We start from the raw sequence: 20,977 nt of genomic DNA on the forward strand, positions 1-20,977 counted from the left end.
ATGGTGGAGCAGCCCGCTAGCGGCGCCGAATCGGCCGAGTCGGCCGACGACGCTGTCGAGGCGCTCGACCGCCCGCTGCCCGAAGGCGTACGGCGACGGGTCGTCGCGCTGGTCGCGGACGCGTTCGGTGGCCTGACGGTCACCGAACTCCCGGCCCAGCTGAGGCAGTACGCCCGCTTCACCCCGAACCGGCGCGCCAAGTTCGCCGGGAACGCCATGGCGGCCGCCCTGGAGGGCGACGAGTTGTTCCGGCAGCGCATCGGTGAACGGCTCAAGGAGGCGCAGCCGGAGCTGGCCGCCGCGCTGGAGGCCGGTTCGCCGCCTGCCGCCGCCGACCCCGTCGATGTGGCCGCCTCCGCCTATGTGCTGCGCCCGGCGGGCTGGGTGAAGCTGGTCGCCGCCGCCGGCGAGGAGGCCCAGCGCGCCGACGCCGAGCGCGTCGACGAGGAGAGCCGCCGCGAGCTGGAACGGCTGCGCGAGGAACTCGCCCGGGCCCGTTCCCATACGAAGAGCGAGACCGAACGGCTCCGCGGCGAGCTGGACGCGGCCCGCAAGGAGGCCGAATCCCTTCAGCGCAAGCTGCGCAGCGCCGTCAACGAGGTGAAGCGCGGCGAGGCCGCGTTGCGCCGCAGTCGGGCCGAGACCGAGGTCGTACGGTCCGAGGCGGCCGCCCAGGTCTCCGCGGCCGAGAGTGAGAGCCGTCGGCTCAAGGCGCGGCTCTCGGAGGCCGAGGCGTCTGTGGAAGCGGGCCGCCGGGCCGCCAGGGAGGGTCGCTCGGTCGAGGACATGCGCCTGCGGCTGCTGCTGGACACGGTGCTCGACGCGGCGAGCGGTCTCCGCCGCGAACTGGCCCTGCCGCCCTCCTCGATCCGTCCTGCCGACAGTGTCGACGCGGTCGAGCCGGGCAGGATGTCGCCCAAGGACATTGCCGCCAGGGCCCTTTCGGAGACCGATCCGGCCCTGCTCGACCAGCTGCTCGCGCTGCCGCAGGCGCATCTGATCGTCGACGGCTACAACGTCACCAAGACCGGCTATCCGCAACTGCCGCTGGAGAAGCAGCGGCTGAGGCTGCTGGGCGGCCTCGCGGTGCTTGCGGCACAGACCGGCGCCGAGATGACCTGTGTCTTCGACGGGGCCGAGCTGGCGGCCCCGGTGCTGCTCGCGCCGCCGCGCGGGGTCCGGGTGCTGTTCAGCAAGCCCGGTGTGACCGCCGACGAGCTCATCCGTCAGCTGGCGCGCGCCGAACCTCCGGGCAGGCCCGTCGTGGTGGTCTCCACCGACCGTGAAGTCGCCGACGGAGTAGCGAAGGCGGGCGCCAGGCCCGTTGCGTCCGTCTTGCTCCTGAAGCGCCTTTCACGCGTCTAGTGACGCTTGCCGGGACTCGGCGGATATCAGGGAACGGACCGTCAATTACCCGCTACAGCCTGTGTGATGCGGGTAAAGAAGTGCCTCCTGTGACGAGATTTTTCCTGTGAGGATTTGAACTGATCACAAGTTGGTCACTAGGGTCAGGCCTCGAACCTTCGCACGGTTGATCACCCATCCGGGGTGACAGCGGAGGAACCGCCGAGTCCGTGACATGCACGGAGCCGGGGATTCGAATCCCCCCACAGCCCGGTAGGCGGCTCGAGGAAGAAGGAGCTCGCCTTCGTGGCGTCCCACCGTCGTCCCAAGCAGCCGAGCCGCGCCCGTGTGACCGTGCTCACCGCGACCGCCGCCGCGGCCGTGGCCCTGACCTCCCAGGCGGCCCACGCCGACCCGAAGCCCTCCAAGAGCGAGGTCAAGGCGAAGGTCGAGAAGCTCAGCCATGACGCGGGCGAGGCCAACGAGGAGTACTACGGCGCCAAGGAGAAGCAGCAGAAGCTGGAGAAGGAAGTCAGCGCGCTGCAGGACAAGGTGGCCCGCGGTCAGCAGGAGCTCAACACGCTCCGCAACGGCCTCGGTTCGCTCGCCGCGGCGCAGTACCGCTCCGGTGGCATCGACCCGTCGGTGCAGCTTTTCCTCTCGTCCGACCCGGACAGCTTCCTCGATGAGGCTTCGGCCCTCGACCAGTTGACGGCCAAGCAGACCGAGACCCTGGGGAAGATCCAGGAGAAGCAGCGGGTCCTCGCGCAGGAACGCAAGGAGGCCCAGGACAAGCTCGGTGACCTCGCGGACGTGCGCAAGACGCTCGGCGAGAAGAAGAAGGAGCTCCAGAGCAAGCTGGGCGAGGCGCAGCGCCTGCTCAACTCGATGACCGCCGCCGAGCGCGCGAAGATACGCGAGGAGCAGCAGCGTGCCAGCCGCTCCGCGGGCGACCGGGTCGAGCTGGGCAACGAGGTCCCCGCCTCCGCCTGGGGTGCCGCCGCCCTGAACGCCGCCAAGACCCAGGTGGGCAAGCCGTACCAATCGGGCGGCACCGGCCCCAGCGCCTTCGACTGCTCCGGGCTGACCCAATGGGCCTACGCCCAGGCCAACGTCCAGATCTCCCGGGTCACGTACACCCAGGTCAACGACGGTGTCCACATCGGGCGCAGCGCGCTGAAGCCGGGCGACCTGGTCTTCTTCAACAACACCTCGCACGTGGCGCTCTACGCGGGCAACAACACCGTCCTGCACGCCCCTTACCCGGGCACGGTCGTCCGCTTCGAGTCGATGGACACCATCGGCAGCTTCCAGTTCGGCGTGCGCGTCGGCTGACGACGCCCGAACGGGCGAATTCCCGCGCCCGCGCAGACAGTCCGCCCCGCCGGAGACCACAGGTCACCGGCGGGGCGTCGCCGTTTCTGCCGCTCTGCCGCCCGGCGCGGCCTTTGGACGCTCCGTAATCACCCGACTACTGTCTGCCTGCCGTGCAGCTCCCGGTCGTCGGTCCGCCCGCCCCGGGCGGCAGGGGCTGCGCACATCTGCGTACAGCGGAAGGGAGTGCGGCGTCCAGTGGTGTCCCATCGCCGTTCCACACAGCCCGGCCTCAACCGGGGCGCCCGGGTCACTGTTCTGTCGGCCGCGGCGGCGACCGCGGCCGCCACGCTCGGGGCGGCCACCGCGAACGCCGAGCCGCAGGACACGCCCCGGACCGCCAAGGCCCGGGTCGACCGGCTGTACAGCGAGGCGGAGCGGGCCACCGAGCAGTACAACAAGGCCGGTGAGAACGCCGACCGGTTGCGCGGTGAGCTGAAGCGGACCCAGGACCGGGCGGCCCGCGACCAGGAACGCCTCAACCGGATGCGTACGGCGCTCGGTTCGGTGGCGAGCGCGCAGTACCGCTCGGGCGGCCTCGATCCCTCGCTCGCTCTGCTGCTCTCCTCCGATCCGGACACCTACCTCGACCGGGCGGCCACGCTGGACCGCCTGACGGAGCATCAGGCCACCGAGCTGCGGCAGCTTCAGCAGGTTCAGCGCTCTCTCGCACAGACCCGCGCGGAGGCCGCCCGGGCGCTGGCCGATCTGGAGCGCAACAGGGTGGCCGCCACCCGCCACAAACGGACCGTCGAGCGCAAGCTCGACCGGGCCAAGCAGCTGCTGGACATGCTGTCCGGCGCCGACCGGGCGGAGTTCGAGCGGGGCTCGCGCTCCGGCCGCGACGACGTGTTCCCGGCCATGGCCGATCTGCCGGCCGGCTCCGCACGGGCCGCCGTCGCCGTCATGGCGGTCCGGCAGGCACTGGGCCGCCCGTACGTCTGGGGGGCCAACGGACCTGCAGGATTCGACTGTTCCGGGCTGATGCAGTGGGCGTACGCCCAGGCCGGGGTCAGCCTGCCGCGCACCTCGCAGGCCCAGCGGTACGCGGGACACATGGTGCCGCTCTCCGAGGCCCGCCCCGGCGACCTGGTCGCCTACCGCGCGGACGCCGGCCACATCGGCATGTACGTCGGCAACGGCCAGGTGATCCACGCCCCGTACCCGGGCGCCCCGGTGCGCTACGACCCCGTCGGCATGATGCCCGTCTCCTCGGTCACCCGCGTCTGAGACCGACCGGCAAATGGGGGGTGGGAGAAGGAGCGGTGCTGGGTGCGTGCCCAGCACCGCGACGCCGCCTCCCATTTGTCGGTCGGTCTGACCCGTACCCTCGACCGGGTGGCTGAGAGACGGCGGACCGCACGGCGGGGACATGACGCGGGACGGCGCACGGCGGGAGTGCTGCTCGCGGGGCTGCTGTTCGCCTCCGCCTGCGCGGCCCCCGACGACGGCGCCGCCCCGGAATCCACCGCCCGCGGCATCCGCGCCACCCTGGACCGTCGCGCGGCCGCCGTGCTGGACCACGACACGGACGCCTATCTGGCCACCATGGACCCGCGGGCCACCGAGTTGCGCACGGCCCAGCGCAGGGAACTGGACAACCTCGCGGACGTACCGCTGAGCACATGGACGTACCGGCTGACGGACGTGACCGGACAGGGCGCCGACCGGGCCACCGCGGACGTCGAGCTGCGCTACCGGATCAAGGGCTACGACACCGCCCCGGTCTCCGTGAACCGGGTGCTCGACCTGAGACGGGACAGCGCGGACGGCCGCTGGTACATCGTCGGCGACCGGGCGGGCGAGGACGGTGCCCAGCAGCTCTGGCAGCAGGGCGAGGTCCAGGTGGTACACGGAAAGCACAGCCTCGTCCTCGGGGTCGGCCGCACGGAGCAGGAGCTGCGCCGGATCGCCGGGACTGCGGACCGCGCGGTGCCCGCCGTCTTTGACGCCTGGCCGGAGCGCTGGGCCGGCCGCGTGATGGTGCTCGTACCGCGCACAGTTGAGGACATGGCGGGGCTGTTGGGGTCACCGGTGGCGAACTACCGGGGCATCGCGGCCGTCACCACCGGGCAGACCGGCGGTCCGGACCGGGCGCCCGCGGACCGGGTGATCGTCAACCCGCAGGCGTACGGCGTGCTCAACGCCTTCGGGCAGCGGCTCGTCCTCACCCACGAGACCGCCCATGTCGCCACCCGCGGCCGCACCTCCGCCGCCACCCCGACCTGGCTCTCCGAAGGCTTCGCCGACTGGGCGGCCTACCGCGCCGAGGACCGTACCGCCGCACAGGCCGCACCCGAACTGGCCGACGCCGTCCTGCGCGGCGATCTGCCCGCCGAACTCCCCACGGACGAGGACTTCGGCTTCGCGGGCGACTCCGCGCGTCTGGCGAAGGCGTACGAGGGCGGCTGGCTGGCCTGCGAGCTGATCGCCGACCGCTGGGGCGAGAAGAAGCTGTCCACCTTCTACCGGGCCGTCGGAGGGCACTCGGGGCGGGACGGGGCGGTGGAGCAGGCCATGCAGGAGGTGCTCTCCACGACCCCGCAGGACTTCACGGCACTCTGGCAGGAGTATCTGCGCTCCCGGCTCGGCTGAGCTGAGCGCGGCGCACGGCTCAGGAGCCGACCGGCTCCGCCTCCCGGCCCGAGCCGGACCGGGAGGCCGGCCGCCGGCCTCCGGCGCCCGGCGCCCCGGACACGGTCTGCCGCCACAACTGCCGGCAGGCGATCAGCGTCGCCGCGACCAGCAGGCCGTTGCGCAGGAACATCAGCGTCACGCCCGTCGCGTCACTGGTCACCACATGGACGAACCCGAACGGGAACTCCAGCTGGGTGACGCCCGTGGCGAGCAGCACCAGACCGGCCGGCAGCGCCATCCGGCTGTCGCGGAAGACCAGGCAGACCGCCGCCAGGCCGACCAGCCACAGCATGTACTGGGGGCTGATCACCCGGCTCGTGGTCGTGAACAGCAGCACCGCGGTGAACGCCGCGTCGGCCGGGGTGCTCACCCCGAAGTCGCGGGCCCGCAGCCGCCACACCAGCAGCCAGCCGAAGGCGACGACGGACAGACCGAGGGCGATCGTGCTCACCAGCGGCACATACGGGCCCAGGAACTCCAGCGAGCCGTAGTGCAGCTCCACCCGGCCCTGCCAGCCGAACTGCCGCCACACATGGAAGACCAGCGCCCCCAGCGACTCGACCTCGGTGCCCCGGTCGCGCTGGAAGCCGAGAAAGGCCAGCGCACCGGGCATCGCCGCGGTGCACACCAGCAGCAGCCCGGCCGCCGTCACCGCCGCGGTCGTCCATGCCCGGCGCGTCTTCGACCCACGCGCGGTACCGGCCAGGATCAGCGCCGGCCACACTTTCAGCAGCGCACCGACGGCGGCCAGCGCCCCCAGCACCCGCGGATGCCGCACCCCCGCCAGCAGCGCCGCCACCGCCACCGTCGTCACCATCACGTCGTAACGGGCGTACGCGGTCGTACCGAGCAGCGGCACCCCCGCCACCCACACCCAGGCACCCGCCGTCCGCCGGCCGGTCCGGCGGCCCGCGTACAGCAGCAGGCCCAGAACCAGCCCGTCGCACAGGAACGCGAGAACGAAGAAGGCCGAGGCGTAGTCCAGGAACGGCAGCAGGGCGGGGGAGAGGATGGCGAGCGCGGCGAGGGGCGGGTACTGCCAGGTGACGTCGGACTGCGGGTACGTACCGGTCTTCAGGACCTCGGACCAGCCGTGGTAGATCACCGAGACATCACTGGTCACGTCCGGTCCGGGCAGCGTGATCACCTTCGTCACGCAGAGCAGCAGCGCGACCCTGGTGAGGGCCCACACCGCGAGAGCGAGCCGTGCGCCGGTCGAACCTGTCATGGCCGCCTCATCCGTTGTCCGTGGGTACCCGGTGGGTAGTCGCAGGGTATGGGGAGCCATGATGCCCGCCCGGCTGTGCGAGAGCCATTCCGGCGGCCGGTACTGTCGGCCTGGATGGACAAGACCCTGATCGTGACCAACGATTTCCCGCCCCGCCCCGGCGGTATCCAGGCGTTTCTGCACAACATGGCGCTGCGCCTGGACCCCGGGAAGATTGTCGTATACGCCTCTACCTGGAAACGCAGCCCCGAAGGCATGGCGGCCACCGCCGCCTTCGACGCCGAGCAGCCGTTCACCGTCGTCCGCGACCGTACGACGATGCTGCTGCCGACCCCACGGGTCACCCGGCGCGCGGTGCAGCTGCTGCGCGCGCACGGCTGCACGTCCGTCTGGTTCGGCGCGGCGGCCCCGCTCGGGCTGATGGCACCGGCGCTGCGCAGGGCCGGTGCCCGCCGCCTGGTCGCCACCACGCACGGGCACGAGGCGGCCTGGGCCCAGCTGCCCGCGGCCCGGCAACTGCTGGGACGGATCGGCGCAGGCACGGACACGATCACCTACCTGGGGGAGTACACCCGCTCCCGGATCGCCACCGCACTCACCCCTGAGGCAGCCGGCCGCATGGTCCAACTGCCGCCCGGCGTCGACGAGAAGACCTTCCACCCGGACTCCGGCGGGGACCGGATCAGAGCCCGGCTCGGACTCTCGGACCGGCCCGTCGTCGTCTGCGTGTCACGGCTCGTGCCCCGCAAGGGCCAGGACACGCTGATCCTCGCGATGCCCGCGATCCTGGCGCAGGTACCGGACACGGTGCTGCTGATCGTCGGAGGCGGACCGTACGCCAAGGAGCTCGAGCGGCTGGCCGAGGAGACGGGGGTCAGCGACTCGGTGCGCTTCACCGGGGCGGTGCCGTGGGAGGAGCTGCCCGCCCACTACGGCGCGGGTGACGTCTTCGCCATGCCGTGCCGGACCCGTCGCGGCGGCCTCGACGTGGAGGGCCTCGGCATCGTCTTCCTGGAGGCGTCCGCGACCGGACTGCCGGTGGTGGCGGGCGATTCGGGCGGTGCGCCGGACGCCGTGCTCGACGGCGAGACCGGGTGGGTGGTGCGCGGCGGCTCCGTGGAGGAGTCGGCCGACCGGATCGTCACCCTGCTCCGCGACCCGGAGCTGCGGCAGCGGATGGGTGAGCGGGGGCGGGCCTGGGTCGAGCAGAAGTGGCGCTGGGACCTGCTGGCCGAGAGGCTCCGGGCGCTGCTCTGAGACCACGTGACGCGGTACGTGAGAGGGGGCACACGCCGTGCGGCGCCCTCTCACGTACTCCCGGTCAGCCCCGGTAGATCGACTCGATCTCGTCCGCGAAGTCCTTCGCCACCACATTCCGCTTCAACTTCAGCGACGGTGTGATGTGGCCCGCCTCCTCGGTGAACTGGGAGGACAGGATGCGGAACTTGCGCACCGACTCCGCCTTGGACACCGCGGCGTTCCCGTCGTCCACCGCCCGCTGCACCTCGGCCAGCAGCTCCGGGTCCTCGCGCAGCGACACGGCCGTCGAGCCGGCCGGTTTGCCGTGCTCCAAGGCCCAGCGGCCCAGGAACTCCTCGTCCAGGGTGACCAGCGCGCCCACGAACGGCCGTCCGTCGCCGACCACCATGCACTCGGCGACCAGGGCGTGCCCGCGGATACGGTCCTCGATCACCGCGGGAGCGACGTTCTTGCCGCCCGCCGTGACGAGGATCTCCTTCTTGCGGCCGGTGATCGAGAGATAGCCGTCCTCGTCGAGCGTGCCGATGTCGCCCGTGTGGAACCAGCCGTCGGCCAGCGCCTCGGCCGTCGCCGTCTCGTTGTTCCAGTAACCGACGAACAGGTGCTCGCCGTGCAGCAGCACCTCGCCGTCGTCGGCGATCCGGACGACCGAGCCGGGCAGCGGCTGACCGACCGTACCGATCTTCTGCCTGTCCCACGGATTGAAGGCGGTCGCCGCGCACGTCTCGGTGAGGCCGTAGCCCTCAAGGACGGTGAAGCCGATGCCGCGGTAGAAGTGGCCGAGCCGCTCGCCCAGCGGTGCACCGCCGGAGATCGCGTACTCGCCGCGGCCGCCGAGCACGGCCCGCAGCTTGCCGTACACCAGCCGGTCGAAGATCTTGTGCTTGAACTTCAGTCCCATGGACGGGCCCTGAGGGGTACTCAGCGCGAGGCTGTAGGCGATCGCCGTGTTCGCGGCCCTGTCGAAGATCTTTCCCTTGCCGTCGGCCTGCGCCTTGGCGCGCGCCGAGTTGTAGACCTTCTCGAAGACCCGCGGCACACCGAGGATCAACGTCGGCCGGAAGGAGGCCAGTTCATCGGTGAGGTTCTTGATGTCCGGTACGCAGCCGAGCTTGATCGGGGCCATCACCGAGGCCACCTCGACCAGCCGCCCGAAGACATGCGCGGCGGGCAGGAAGAGCAGCACCGAACACTCGCCGGCACGGAAGAGGGGCTTCAGCCGCTCCACCACATTGCCGCACTCCGCGAAGAAGCTGCGGTGCGTGAGCACACAGCCCTTGGGACGACCGGTGGTGCCCGAGGTGTAGACGATGGTGGCCGGGTCGTCCGCCCCGGCGCTCGCCATCCGCAGGTCCAGGGTCTCGTCCGAGACGTCCTCGCCGATCGCCGACAGCCGGCGGACCGCGTCGTCCTCGATCTGCCAGATGCCCTTCAGCGCCGGCAGGTCCGCCTGGACCGAGACCACGGAGGCCTGGTGGGCCTCGGACTCCACGACGCACAAGGTGGCGCCGGAGTCGCCGAGGATCCACTGGATCTGCTCGGGCGAGCTCGTCTCGTACACCGGGACGGTGACCGCGCCCGCGCTCCAGACCGCGAAGTCGAGCAGCACCCACTCGTAACGGGTGGGGGAGAGCAGGGCCACCCGGTCGCCCACTTCGACCCCCGCGGCGATCAGGCCCTTGGCGACGGCCCTGACCTCGGCCAAAAACTGCGTGGCGTCGACATCGGTCCACACGCCCGCGACCTTCCGGCTCATCACCGCGACATCGGGATGCTGAGCGGCATTGCGGCGGATGAGATCCGTCAGGTTGCCGTCCGAGGGGACCTCGTACAGGGCCGGAAGGCTGAACTCGCGCAAGACTGCTGCTCCTCATCGGGCTCCGGTGCCACGGCTCTGTGTGATGCACCGGCTGCGGTCCAAGACTGGCAGGTGCTCAGTGGGGTGAGCACAACTGGACTGCCCGGACGTTACCCACCGGTACTCGGTTCCCGATAGGGGGTTCCGGCCAGATGTCTTATGCGTCACACACAACGGTGATCCATGCGCGCACAGTAGTCCACTGCCGTCACCACCCAAAGGTCATCGCAGGTCCGGCGACCTCTACCCAGGCGGGCAGCAGAGTTCTAGGGTGATCGTCATGCCGGCCCGACCGAACAGCCGAGAAACCTCGACCGCGCGGCGCACGCGCATTCATGTGGTCAGTGACGTGCACGGCAACACCGAGGCCCTGGCCCGCGCCGGGGACGGCGCGGACGCGCTGATCTGCCTCGGTGACCTGGTGCTCTTCCTCGACTACGCCGACCACTCGCGCGGCATCTTCCCCGATCTCTTCGGCGTGGAGAACGCCGACCGAATCGTCGCGCTGCGCACCGCGCGCCGCTTCGAGGAGGCACGCGAGTTCGGCCGCGGCCTGTGGGCGGGCATGGACCGCAACGCCGCGATCGTCTCAGCGGTGCGCAAGCAGTACGCCGAGCTCTTCGCCGCCTTTCCCACCCCGACGTACGCCACCTACGGCAACGTCGACATCCCCGGCCTGTGGCCCGAGTACGCACGCCCGGGCACCACCGTCCTCGACGGGGACCGCGTCGCGATCGGCGGCCGCGTGCTCGGCTTCGTCGGCGGCGGCCTGAAGACCCCGATGAACACTCCGTACGAGATCAGCGACGAAGAGTACGCGGCCAAGATCGAGGCGATCGGCCCGGTCGACGTGCTCTGCACCCACATCCCGCCCGATGTGCCGGAGCTGACGTACGACACGGTGGCGCGCCGCTTCGAACGCGGCAGCCGGGCCCTGCTCGACGCCATCCGCAGGACCCGCCCCCGGTACGCGCTGTTCGGCCATGTCCACCAGCCCCTGGTCCGCCGGATGCGGATCGGTGCCACCGAATGTGTGAACGTCGGTCACTTCGCGTCCACCGGCAGGCCCTGGGCCCTGGAGTGGTGACCCACCGGCACCGAACCCTGGAACGAGGCGCTGCGGACACGCGATAGCCTTCTGACGGCAGGCTTCTGCCGACGCACCGGTACACCGCACTGGAGGAGCCACGGCGATGGCTGAACACACCAGCTCGAGCATCACGATCGAGGCGGCGCCGGCCGATGTCATGGGCGTGATCGCCGACTTCGACCGCTACCCGGAGTGGACCGGCGAGGTCAAGGAGGCCGAGGTCCTCGCCACCGACGACCGGGGCCGCGCCGAGAAGGTCCGTCTCGTCCTCGACGCCGGAGCGATCAAGGACGACCACACCCTCGCCTACACCTGGATCGGCGACTACGAAGTCAGCTGGACCCTCGTCAAGTCCCAGATGCTGCGCGCGATCGACGGCTCCTACGCCCTGGCCCCGCTCGGCGACGGCGACCGCACCGAGGTCACCTACCGGCTGACCGTCGATGTCAAGATCCCGATGCTCGGCATGATCAAGCGCAAGGCGGAGAAGGTCATCATCGACCGCGCTCTGGCCGGTCTGAAGAAGCGCGTCGAGTCCGTTCCGAAGGCCTGACCCGGTGCGTACGGTCCTCGTCACCGGCCCCGGCGGTGCCGGCCGTACCACCGTCGCGGCAGCGACCGCACTGGCCGCGGCCCGCCGGGGCCGCCGCACCCTGCTGCTCTCCGCCGACGCCATACCCGGCTTCCCCGACGGCACGGAACCCGCCGAGGTCACCGACGGCCTGTGGTCCGCCCGTATCGACTCCGGCGAGCGCTTCCGCAGCGAACTCCTCGCTCTCCAGGACCAGGCGTCCGGCGTACTCGACCTGCTCGGCGGGAACCGGCTGGACGGCGAGGAACTCACCGAACTCCCAGGCAGCTCCCAGCTCGCCCTCCTGCACGCCCTGCGCCGCGCGGCCGAGGGCGACTGGTCGAAGGGCGGCTACGAACTCCTCGTCGTCGACCTGCCGCCGCTGCGCGAAGCGCTCGCCGTACTCGCCCTGCCCGAACAGCTGCGCCGTTATCTGCGTCGGCTGCTGCCCCAGGAACGCCAGGCCGCCCGCGCCCTGCGCCCGATGCTCGCCCAGCTCGCCGGCGTACCCATGCCCGCCCAGTGGCTGTACGAGGCCGCAGCCCGCAGGGACGCCGAGCTGGCTGCCGTCCAGGCACTGATCGAGGGCCGCGACACCACGCTCAGGCTCGTCGCCGAACCGGGCCCCGCCGCCGAGGACGCCCTGCGCACCGCCCGCACCGGACTCGCCCTGCACGGGCTGCGTGTCGACACCCTCGCCGTGAACCGGGTACTGCCCAGGCACTCCGGCGACCCCTGGTTCGCGGCCCTCGCCGCGCAGCAGGAGAAGACCATCGACCACTGGTACGAGGAATGGGTGCCGGCGGCGGCCTTGTGCGAAGTGCCCCACCTCGGCCGCGACCCGAGGGGCCCGGACGACCTCACTCTCCTCGACACCGGAGCCGGCTGCACCGTCTTCGAGGAGGTGGGCACCGGCGGCGGCCTCTTCAAGGGCGACGGACTCGCCGCGGAACTGGACGGCCGGGGCCCCGGCCGGGCCGACGACCCCTGGTGGATCGAGGGTCCGAACGCTCCGGACGGCTTCGACGGGCTGCGGTCGCCGCTGCCCGGTGGCCGTGTCGTGACCGCCCCGCCGTCCGGCGACGGCGGCTCTGTCCTGGTCTGGTGCCTGCCCCTGCCCGGCGCTGTCAAGACGGAGCTCCAGCTGGTGCGCCGCGGCGACGAACTGCTCGTCACCGTGGGCCCGTTCCACCGGATCATCCCCCTGGAGTCCGGGCTTCGCCGCTGCACCGTCTCCGGCGCGGCCCTCACCGACGGGGTGCTGCGGGTCCGGTTCACGCCGGACCCCGATCTGTGGCCCCGGACGAGCTGAACGGCGCGCCACGGGTCGGGTAACGTCGTCAGTACGTGTCCCGTATGCGTAACCGCCGGCAAACCACGTCGCAGGAGTCCGCCATGAGCGAAGCCACCGATCGTCCCGTCGACGACGACGCGTGGGCGAAGGCCTGCGCCGAGGACCTCGAGGCGGAGAAGGCCCGCCGCCGCGCCCAGCACGGCCCGCAGCCCGGCTCCGCCGCCGAGGAGCTGCGCAAGCTGGTCGAAGCCGTCGCCGACAAGGTCTCGTCCCTCCAGCCGCCGCTGTTCGGGGCGGCGGCCCAGGGCACCGTGCAGCAGATCATCAAGCAGGCGAAGTCCGCTGTCGAGCCCGTCATCGAACGCAATCCGGACGTCTTCGATCACATCGCCGCGGCCGGCAGCGAACTCCTCGCCGCCTACCGCTCCGCCGTGGAAGGTCAGGAGCGCCGCTGGACCCAGGGCGCCGGGGACCCCGCAGGCACCGAAAAGAAGGCCGACGATCCCACCGACCCCCGCGACGAGGGCCCCGCCGCGGGCGAGCACATCGACCTGGACTGACCGGCACCGATGGGCCGGGTTCACGGCTCGGGTACGGTTGGCCACAGCGGGGCTCGACCGAAACTGAGGGATTCATGGGACTCACCATCGGCGTCGACATCGGCGGCACCAAGATCGCAGCTGGAGTGGTCGACGAAGAGGGCCGCATCCTCTCGATGTTCAAGGTGCCGACCCCGCCGACGGCTGAAGGCATTGTGGACGCGATCGCGGCGGCGGTGTCCGGCGCGAGCGAGGGTCACCAGATCGACGCCGTCGGCATCGGCGCTGCCGGATACGTCGACGACAAGCGTGCCACCGTGCTGTTCGCGCCGAACATCGACTGGCGGCACGAGCCGCTGAAGGACAAGGTCGAACAGCGCGTCGGCCTTCCGGTCGTCGTCGAGAACGACGCCAACGCCGCCGCCTGGGGCGAGTACCGCTTCGGCGCCGGACAGGGCCACGACGACGTCATCTGCATCACGCTCGGCACCGGTCTCGGCGGCGGCATCATCATCGGCAACAAGCTGCGCCGCGGACGCTTCGGTGTGGCCGCCGAGTTCGGCCACATTCGGGTCGTCCCGGACGGCCTGCTCTGCGGCTGCGGCAGCCAGGGCTGCTGGGAGCAGTACGCATCCGGGCGCGCCCTCGTCCGGTACGCGAAGCAGCGCGCCAATGCCACCCCGGAGAATGCCACGATCCTGCTGTCGCTCGGCGACGGCACGGTGGACGGCATCGAGGGCAAGCACATCAGCCAGGCCGCCCGGCAGGGCGACCTGGTGGCGATCGACTCGTTCCGCGAGCTGGCCCGCTGGGCCGGCGCCGGACTCGCCGACCTCGCCTCGCTCTTCGACCCGTCCGCGTTCATCGTCGGCGGCGGCGTTTCGGACGAGGGCGAGCTGGTCCTCGACCCGATCCGCAAGTCGTTCCGGCGCTGGCTGATCGGGGGCGAGTGGCGCCCGCACGCCCAGGTGCTCGCGGCCCAACTGGGCGGCAAGGCAGGCCTGGTGGGCGCGGCGGACTTGGCCCGCCAGGGCTGAACCATCCGGAACCGGACAGAGCCGGACGCCCGTCGCGCCCCGTGGGGAGCGGCGGGCGTCCGTCGTATCGTGAGACGCATGGTCCTGACGCCGCTGCCCGACTCCCGTACCGAGCCGGATGGTTCGGCCGTCATCAGAGTGCTCAGCTACAACGTCCGGTCGATGCGCGACGACTGCGAGGCGCTGGCCCGTGTCATCAGCGCCTGCGCCCCCGATCTTGTCCTCATCCAGGAAGCCCCGCGCTTCTTCCGCTGGCGCAAGCACGCCGCCTGGCTCGCGGCCCGCACCGACCTGGTCGTCCTCAGCGGTGGCGCCACGGCGGCCGGCCCGTTGCTGCTCTGCTCGCTGCGTGCCACCGTGGAACGAACGGAGGACGTCCTGCTGCCACGCACCCCCGGACTGCACCGCAGGGGCTTCGCCACGTCGGTGGTACGGATCGCGGGCACCCGGATCGGTCTGCTGAGCTTTCATCTGAGCCTGCAGCGCGACGAACGCCTGGCCCAGACGGAGCTGCTGCTGGAACGGCTGGACGCGATGGGCGTCGAGCACGCCATCGCGGCCGGCGACCTCAACGACGTACCGACGGGGACCGCGTTCCGCCGGCTGGCCGGGCGGCTCCAGGACTGCTGGGCGGTCCGGCCGTGGGGTCAGGAGAACACCTTCTCGCCGGACCGGCCCAGGCGGCGGATCGACGCGGTGTTCGCGACCGGCGGGATCGAGGTGCTCGGCTGCGGTGTCCCCTCGGGGCTGCCCGGCATCACCGACGCGGATCTGAGGGCGGCCACGGACCACCTGCCGGTGTTGGCGGGGCTGCGGGTGCCTGCGACCAGGCCCTGAGCCGGGCGGCAGCAGCTCAAGGCCACATCGACCGGCCCGGTCGGAGATCACCCGACAGGCTCTCAGACCACGGCTCCGCGCCCGGGGTCGTCGTCGTCCTCGTCGTCGTCCTCCATCCGCGCCACCAGCGTGACGAAGCCGCCCAGGAAGCCGCCGACGCAGACCGTCGTGAGCCACCAGGTCATGTCCCACCGCAGCAGCACCGCGACCAGCATCAGCACCGGACCGCCGACGACCGCGAGCCAGGCGAACTTCGCCGTGACATCGGCCTCGGGCAGCGGCGGCGGCTCCGGGGGGACGAAATGCCCCTCGTCGCTGTCGTCGATGTCGCCGTCCTTCGGCTCCACGAGCTCGTGGTCACGCGGACCGGTGACGCCGGGGGCGAAGACGACCGAGCTGCCGAGCGGCTTCTCCGGCGGTCTCGGGGGCTTCTTCCCGATCCCCTTGTCCGGATCCAGGACGCCCGACTGATCGTCCTCCAGCAGGGCGAGATCCTCGATCGACCTGAACGGCTTGGCACCCGGCGGGTCCGGCGGCTCCTCGCCGTATCCCGCGATGATCGCCTGCCACGCGGCGTCCTCGTCGATCGACCGGTCGGACCGGTCGCCGTCGGCAGCAGCATCCTGCGGCCCCGTACCGTCGTCGGCAACGGCCGCTCCGTCCGAGGGCAGGGCAGCTCCCTCCGCGGGAAGAGCCGTTCCTTCCGCGGGAAGGGCTGTTCCTTCCGCGGGAAGAGGCTCGCGCCCCTCCTCGCTGCCCGCGCGCTCCGCGTCGTGCTCAGCCACCTGACGTGCTCCCCTTCTTTCCGACGCTCGGAGCGAGGCGGCCGATGAACCGGTAGCTCTCGTCGAAGATCCGCTCCGCATCGTGGTCCAACGTCGCCACGTGGTAGCTCTGTTCCAGCAGGATCTCCTCGATATCCGTCGACGACACCCGGCTGAGGATCCGGGCCGAGTCGGCGGGCGGCACCACATGGTCCTGCGGGCTGTGCAGCAGCACGATCGGCTGGGTGACCTGGGGCAGTTCGGCGTCGACCAGGCGGAAGAACTTGCGCAGCGAATGCGCCGCGTGCAACGGAACCCGGTCATACCCCACCTCGGCGGAGCCCCCCAGGGCGATATCGCTCGCGAGCCCCTTCGTCGTCCGCACCAGATGGCGGGCGACCGGCAGCGCGTACGCCGACAGGCCGTGCACCTTGTTCGCCGGATTGACGAGCACCAGACCACTGATCGTGTCCCCGTGCTTCGCCGCCAGCCGCAGCGTCAGCGCGCCGCCCATGGACAGACCGAAGACGAAGACCTGGCTGCACCGCTCCAGCAGGGCGCGCAGCTCCCGGTCCACTTCCGCGTACCAGTCCTGCCAGCCGGTGACCTGCATGTCCTCCCAGCGGGTGCCGTGTCCGGGGAGCAGTGGCAGCGAAACGGTGAGCCCGCGCTCCGCCAGATAGTCGGCCCAGGGGCGCAGCGACTGCGGGGAACCGGTAAATCCGTGACAGAGAAGGACGCCGACCTCCCCGCCCTCGTGGCGGAACGGCTCGGCTCCAGGCAGGACCGGCACCGGGGTCTCCTGTTCGTGAGGCTCGAAGGGGAGCGAAAGGGGGAGTGCAGAAGGATTACTTCACCGTACGCGACCGGACTGACACCGACCAGGGGCGTCACCGCTCGGCCGCCGCATCGGCTCCGTGCCGGGCGGGAACGCGGACGGCCCCACAGGTTAAGGTCTGTCGGACAGCACACAGGAGGCACCCGAGTTGATCTACGGCGCAATGAAGTTCTCCATCGGCGGGGGGCTGAAGCTCGCCTTCAGGCCATGGGTGGAGGGCCTGGAGAACATCCCCGCGCAGGGACCGGCGATCCTCGCGAGCAACCATCTGTCCTTCTCCGACTCCTTCTTCCTGCCGGCCGTCCTGGACCGCAAGGTCACCTTCATCGCCAAGTCCGAGTACTTCACCGCTCCCGGGCTGAAGGGCAAACTGACCGCCGCCTTCTTCAAGGGCGTCGGCCAGCTCCCGGTGGACCGCTCGGGTGCCCGCGGTGCCGGTGAGGCGGCCATCAAGGCGGGCATCGAGGTCATCGAGAGCGGCAGGCTCTTCGGTATCTACCCGGAGGGCACCCGCTCGCCCGACGGCCGTCTGTACCGTGGCAAGCCCGGCGGGCTCGCCCGGGTGGCGCTGGCCACCGGAGCGCCCGTCATCCCCGTCGCGATGATCGACACGGAGAAGATCCAGCCGCCCGGCCAGGTGATCCCCAAGCTGATGCGCCCGGGGATCAGGATCGGCAAGCCGCTCGACTTCAGCCGCTACCACGGCATGGAGGGGGACCGCTTCATCCTGCGCTCGGTCACCGACGAAGTGATGTACGAGATCATGAAGCTCTCCGGCCAGGAGTACGTCGACATCTACGCGACCGCCGCCAAGCGGCAGATCGCGGACGAGGCGAAGCGCCGCGCCGAGGAGCAGAAGCACGCGGGCAGAGAGTCCGGAACGCAAGGCTGACGGAACGGTCCGGCGCGTAACCGCGTCGTTTCCGTCCGGGGGGTGGGGAAATGGCCAGGCGCGAGCGTGTCGTGCGCATGTCGGTCGAGCAGCCGCTGTGGCGTGCGCTGATGGCGTACCGCATTCTGACGATGCTCTACGCAATCCTGCTCGCCGTCTTCGGCCGGGACAAGTACGAGCGGCCCTGGGTGGCCGTCGCCTTCCTGGTGGTGATGGCGGCCTGGACGCTCGGCACCCTCCCGAAGGTCGCGGGCGCCGTCGCCTGCACCAAGCGTTTCCTCGGCGCCGACCTGACCCTTGCCCTCGCCGGCATTCTTCTCACCCCGCTCGCCGACTTCGACGCCCAGCACATCGACGGTCCGACGCTGTCGTCCATCTGGACCGCGGGCTCCGTGCTGGCCTTCGCGATCAAGGGCGGCTGGCGCTGGGCCGCCTTCGCCTCCACCTTCGTCGCCGTCGCCAACATCATCGAGCGCGGCGAGCCCAGCCGGGACACCTTCCACAACGTCCTGCTGGTCTGGGTCGCCTCGATCGCCATCGGTTACGTCGTCGAGGTGGCCCGGGCCAGTGAGCGCACCCTCGCCCGCGCCCTGGAGATCGAGGCAGCCACCCGTGAACGGGAGCGGCTGGCCCGGGACATCCACGACAGCGTGCTCCAGGTCCTCGCGATGGTGCAGCGCCGCGGCACGGCACTGGGCGGCGAGGCCGCCGAGCTGGGCCGGATGGCCGGGGAACAGGAAGTCGCCCTGCGCACCCTGGTCTCCAGCGGTCTGGTGCCCACCACCCGGGTATCCGAGGACGCCTCCGAGGGCGCGGTGGTCCGCAGCGTCGAGGTCGACGAGGAGGAGGACGGGCCGTCCGAACAGGCCGAGCACGATCTGCGCTCCCTGCTCGCGCCGCACGCCGGCTCCCGGATCAGCTTCGCGGAGCCCGGCGCTCCGGTGCTGCTCGCCCCCGCGGCCGCGAAGGAACTGGCGGCCGCTGTCGGCGCCGCCCTGGACAATGTCAGGGTCCATGCGGGGGAGAATGCCCAGGCCTGGATCCTTGTGGAGGACTGGCCGGACGAGGTGATCGTGACGGTCAGGGACGACGGCCCCGGCATCCCGGACGGGCGGCTCGCCCAGGCCGAGGGGGAGGGGCGGATGGGGGTCGCCCTGTCGATCCGGGGAAGGCTGCGTGACCTGGGCGGCACAGCAGAGTTGATTTCGGTGCCCGGCCAGGGCACCGAGGTGGAGTTGAAGGTTCCGAAGGTTTCACGGGGGAAGGCAGGATCAGCCAGATGAGCACGGAGAACACCCAGGGTGCCGAGGAGCGGGCCATCAGGGTGATGGTGGTCGACGACCACCCGATGTGGCGCGACGCCGTCGCCCGCGACCTTTCCGAGTCCGGTTTCGAGGTGGTGGCGACCGCCGGTGACGGACCGCAGGCCGTCCGCAGGGCGAAGGCCGCCACCCCTGACGTCCTCGTGCTCGACCTCAATCTGCCCGGCATGCCCGGCGTTCAGGTCTGCAAGGAGCTCGTCGGCTCCCACCCCGGACTGCGGGTGCTGGTGCTCTCCGCGAGCGGTGAGCACGCCGACGTACTGGAAGCGGTCAAGTCCGGCGCCACCGGCTATCTGCTCAAGTCGGCCAGTACACAGGAGCTGACCGAGGCCGTGCGGTCCACTGCCGTCGGTGACCCCGTCTTCACCCCGGGCCTGGCCGGACTGGTCCTCGGTGAATACCGCAGGCTCGCCTCCGACCCCACACCCGTCGCCTCCGACGAACCCAAGGCCCCACAGCTCACCGAGCGTGAGACCGAAGTGCTGCGGCTGGTCGCCAAGGGGCTCTCGTACAAGCAGATCGCCGAGCGTCTGGTCATCTCGCACCGCACCGTCCAGAACCACGTCCAGAACACCCTGGGCAAGCTCCAACTGCACAACCGGGTGGAGCTCGTGCGGTATGCGATCGAGCGCGGACTCGACGACGCCTGAGCACAACGGACCCGGCGGCCAACAGCTGTCCATTGCACGGAATTGACCCTCCGACCTGTACCTGAGTGACTGGATCACCATTAGCGTGGTCTTGGGGGAGCTCACCTCGGCGAAGGGAAGCTTCCATGCGGGTCGGAGTACTGACCGGGGGCGGCGACTGCCCCGGGCTCAACGCGGTCATCCGCGCCATCGTCCGCAAGGGCGTACAGGAGTACGGCTACGACTTCATCGGATTCCGGGACGGCTGGCGCGGCCCGCTGGAGGGCGAGACGGTGCCCCTCTCCGTCCCGGTGGTGCGCGGCATCCTGCCGCGCGGCGGCACCATCCTCGGCTCCTCGCGCACCAATCCGCTCGGCACGGAGCACGGTATTCGCCGGATCAGGGACAACCTCGCCCAGTACGAGGTCGATTCGCTCATCACCATCGGCGGCGAGGACACCCTCGGCGTGGCGGCGGCCCTGTCCGACGAGCACGGCATCAAGTGCGTCGGCGTTCCCAAGACCATCGACAACGACCTCTCCGCCACCGACTACACCTTCGGATTCGACACGGCCGTCGGCATCGCGACCGAGGCCATCGACCGGCTCCACACCACGGCCGAGTCCCATATGCGGGTCCTCGTCGTCGAGGTGATGGGCCGCCATGCGGGCTGGATCGCGCTCCACTCCGGGCTGGCCGGCGGCGCGAACGTCATCCTCATCCCGGAACAGCGCTTCGACGTCGACCAGGTCTGCGCCTGGGTGATTTCCCGGTTCAGGGCGAGCTACGCACCGATCGTGGTGGTCGCCGAAGGAGCCGCGCCCGCCCGGGGCGAGATGATTCTCAAGGACGGATCGCACGACTCCTTCGGTCATGTCCGGCTCTCCGGCGTCGGCGAATGGCTGGCCGGACAGATCGAGAGCCGCACCGGCAAGGAGGCCAGAACGTCCGTCCTCGGCCATGTCCAGCGCGGCGGCACCCCCAGCGCCTTCGACCGCTGGCTGGCCACCCGCTTCGGCCTGCACGCCATCGACGCCGTGCGGGACGGCGACTTCGGCACGATGGTCGCCCTGAAGGGCACCGACATCGTGCGGGTGCCGATCGCGGAGGCGACCGCCCGGCTCAAGACCGTCGACCCGGCCCTCTACGCGGAGGTCGGTGTCTTCTTCGGCTGAGCGGCGCCGGGGACATGGGCCGTATATGCGCGATGACCGGCCCATGTCCCCTGATGTGCGCGAGGACGGGAGGATTCATGGAAATCCTGGCATTCGGTGTGCGGTCCGACGAGAAGCCGCTGATCGAGAAGACCTTCGACAGCACGAGGTCCGTGGCCCGGACGTCTTTTTGACCAAGGACACCGCGCCCATCGCGGCGGGCTACGCAGGACGCCGTGGCCCAGATCATCGACGCCACCGTCCAGAACGTCGCCGACTATCTGGGCCGCCGCCGCAGTGACAACGTCC

The 20,977-nt window shown here is 70.9% G+C and carries 19 protein-coding genes and 1 pseudogene; 16 read left to right on the forward strand and 4 right to left on the reverse strand.

Going from position 1 to position 20,977, the window contains the following annotated elements; genetic code table 11:
- Positions 1 to 3 precede the first annotated feature (3 nt).
- The 4 genes from ACZ3IC_RS07635 to ACZ3IC_RS07650 all read left to right on the forward strand — a co-directional run bounded on the left by ACZ3IC_RS07635 (position 4) and on the right by ACZ3IC_RS07650 (position 5,313).
- Positions 4 to 1,365 (forward strand): NYN domain-containing protein, encoded by a 1,362-nt coding sequence (locus ACZ3IC_RS07635; protein WP_467414027.1) that lies wholly within the window; start codon positions 4 to 6, stop codon positions 1,363 to 1,365.
- Positions 1,366 to 1,650: 285 nt separating this feature from the next.
- A complete protein-coding gene (locus ACZ3IC_RS07640) occupies positions 1,651 to 2,679 on the forward strand; it encodes a C40 family peptidase (protein ID WP_467413599.1) in 1,029 nt (342 codons plus the stop codon).
- Between the two features lie 237 nt (positions 2,680 to 2,916).
- Entirely contained in the window at positions 2,917 to 3,948 is a 1,032-nt protein-coding gene (locus tag ACZ3IC_RS07645; protein WP_467413602.1) for a C40 family peptidase, read from the forward strand.
- Between the two features lie 108 nt (positions 3,949 to 4,056).
- Positions 4,057 to 5,313 (forward strand): hypothetical protein, encoded by a 1,257-nt coding sequence (locus ACZ3IC_RS07650; RefSeq protein ID WP_467414030.1) that lies wholly within the window; start codon positions 4,057 to 4,059, stop codon positions 5,311 to 5,313.
- 19 nt (positions 5,314 to 5,332) lie between these two features.
- Here the strand turns inward: ACZ3IC_RS07650 and ACZ3IC_RS07655 are convergent, their stop codons facing one another.
- Positions 5,333 to 6,583, reverse strand: a complete 1,251-nt coding sequence (locus tag ACZ3IC_RS07655) for a glycosyltransferase 87 family protein (protein WP_467413603.1) — start codon at positions 6,581 to 6,583, stop codon at positions 5,333 to 5,335.
- Positions 6,584 to 6,697: 114 nt separating this feature from the next.
- On the opposite strand from ACZ3IC_RS07655, the gene ACZ3IC_RS07660 reads away from it, so the two are divergent.
- Positions 6,698 to 7,840, forward strand: a complete 1,143-nt coding sequence (locus tag ACZ3IC_RS07660) for a glycosyltransferase family 4 protein (RefSeq protein ID WP_467413605.1) — start codon at positions 6,698 to 6,700, stop codon at positions 7,838 to 7,840.
- Positions 7,841 to 7,904: 64 nt separating this feature from the next.
- On the opposite strand, the gene ACZ3IC_RS07665 is transcribed toward ACZ3IC_RS07660, so the two are convergent.
- Positions 7,905 to 9,701, reverse strand: a complete 1,797-nt coding sequence (locus tag ACZ3IC_RS07665; RefSeq protein WP_467413606.1) for an AMP-dependent synthetase/ligase — start codon at positions 9,699 to 9,701, stop codon at positions 7,905 to 7,907.
- 280 nt (positions 9,702 to 9,981) lie between these two features.
- On the opposite strand from ACZ3IC_RS07665, the gene ACZ3IC_RS07670 reads away from it, so the two are divergent.
- The 6 genes from ACZ3IC_RS07670 to ACZ3IC_RS07695 all read left to right on the forward strand — a co-directional run bounded on the left by ACZ3IC_RS07670 (position 9,982) and on the right by ACZ3IC_RS07695 (position 15,069).
- Positions 9,982 to 10,788, forward strand: a complete 807-nt coding sequence (locus tag ACZ3IC_RS07670; RefSeq protein ID WP_467413608.1) for a metallophosphoesterase family protein — start codon at positions 9,982 to 9,984, stop codon at positions 10,786 to 10,788.
- A gap of 106 nt (positions 10,789 to 10,894) precedes the next feature.
- Positions 10,895 to 11,344 carry an SRPBCC family protein gene (locus tag ACZ3IC_RS07675; protein WP_363021337.1) on the forward strand — a complete coding sequence of 150 codons (450 nt, stop codon included), beginning with the start codon at positions 10,895 to 10,897 and terminating at the stop codon, positions 11,342 to 11,344.
- A gap of 4 nt (positions 11,345 to 11,348) precedes the next feature.
- A complete protein-coding gene (locus ACZ3IC_RS07680) occupies positions 11,349 to 12,674 on the forward strand; it encodes an ArsA family ATPase (protein WP_467413611.1) in 1,326 nt (441 codons plus the stop codon).
- Positions 12,675 to 12,757: 83 nt separating this feature from the next.
- A complete protein-coding gene (locus ACZ3IC_RS07685; RefSeq protein WP_467413612.1) occupies positions 12,758 to 13,216 on the forward strand; it encodes a DUF5304 domain-containing protein in 459 nt (152 codons plus the stop codon).
- Positions 13,217 to 13,290: 74 nt separating this feature from the next.
- Positions 13,291 to 14,232 (forward strand): ROK family glucokinase, encoded by a 942-nt coding sequence (locus ACZ3IC_RS07690; protein WP_467413614.1) that lies wholly within the window; start codon positions 13,291 to 13,293, stop codon positions 14,230 to 14,232.
- Between the two features lie 78 nt (positions 14,233 to 14,310).
- Positions 14,311 to 15,069 carry an endonuclease/exonuclease/phosphatase family protein gene (locus ACZ3IC_RS07695; protein ID WP_467413616.1) on the forward strand — a complete coding sequence of 253 codons (759 nt, stop codon included), beginning with the start codon at positions 14,311 to 14,313 and terminating at the stop codon, positions 15,067 to 15,069.
- A gap of 62 nt (positions 15,070 to 15,131) precedes the next feature.
- On the opposite strand, the gene ACZ3IC_RS07700 is transcribed toward ACZ3IC_RS07695, so the two are convergent.
- Both ACZ3IC_RS07700 and ACZ3IC_RS07705 read right to left on the reverse strand, forming a co-directional pair.
- Complete coding sequence (locus ACZ3IC_RS07700) at positions 15,132 to 15,854, reverse strand: hypothetical protein (RefSeq protein ID WP_467413618.1); 723 nt, start codon at positions 15,852 to 15,854, stop codon at positions 15,132 to 15,134.
- Complete coding sequence (locus tag ACZ3IC_RS07705) at positions 15,847 to 16,626, reverse strand: alpha/beta hydrolase (RefSeq protein ID WP_467413620.1); 780 nt, start codon at positions 16,624 to 16,626, stop codon at positions 15,847 to 15,849. The genes ACZ3IC_RS07700 and ACZ3IC_RS07705 overlap by 8 nt, the downstream gene beginning before the upstream one ends.
- Positions 16,627 to 16,819: 193 nt before the next feature.
- Between ACZ3IC_RS07705 and ACZ3IC_RS07710 the strand changes: the two genes are divergently transcribed.
- The 5 genes and pseudogenes from ACZ3IC_RS07710 to ACZ3IC_RS07730 all read left to right on the forward strand — a co-directional run.
- Entirely contained in the window at positions 16,820 to 17,563 is a 744-nt protein-coding gene (locus ACZ3IC_RS07710) for a lysophospholipid acyltransferase family protein (RefSeq protein ID WP_467413621.1), read from the forward strand.
- A 50-nt stretch (positions 17,564 to 17,613) separates the two neighbouring features.
- Positions 17,614 to 18,846 carry a MacS family sensor histidine kinase gene (macS, locus tag ACZ3IC_RS07715; RefSeq protein WP_467413624.1) on the forward strand — a complete coding sequence of 411 codons (1,233 nt, stop codon included), beginning with the start codon at positions 17,614 to 17,616 and terminating at the stop codon, positions 18,844 to 18,846.
- Positions 18,843 to 19,535, forward strand: coding sequence for a response regulator (locus tag ACZ3IC_RS07720; RefSeq protein WP_467413626.1), 693 nt, complete (start codon positions 18,843 to 18,845; stop codon positions 19,533 to 19,535). The genes macS and ACZ3IC_RS07720 overlap by 4 nt, the downstream gene beginning before the upstream one ends.
- A 125-nt stretch (positions 19,536 to 19,660) precedes the next feature.
- On the forward strand, positions 19,661 to 20,689 hold the full coding sequence (locus ACZ3IC_RS07725) for a 6-phosphofructokinase (RefSeq protein ID WP_467413628.1): 1,029 nt from the start codon (positions 19,661 to 19,663) through the stop codon (positions 20,687 to 20,689).
- Between the two features lie 77 nt (positions 20,690 to 20,766).
- Positions 20,767 to 20,894: pseudogene (locus tag ACZ3IC_RS07730) on the forward strand (2-hydroxyacid dehydrogenase); the annotation flags it as partial.
- Positions 20,895 to 20,977: the final 83 nt, after the last annotated feature.

The organism is Streptomyces sp. NPDC002958 (genome assembly GCF_055563255.1).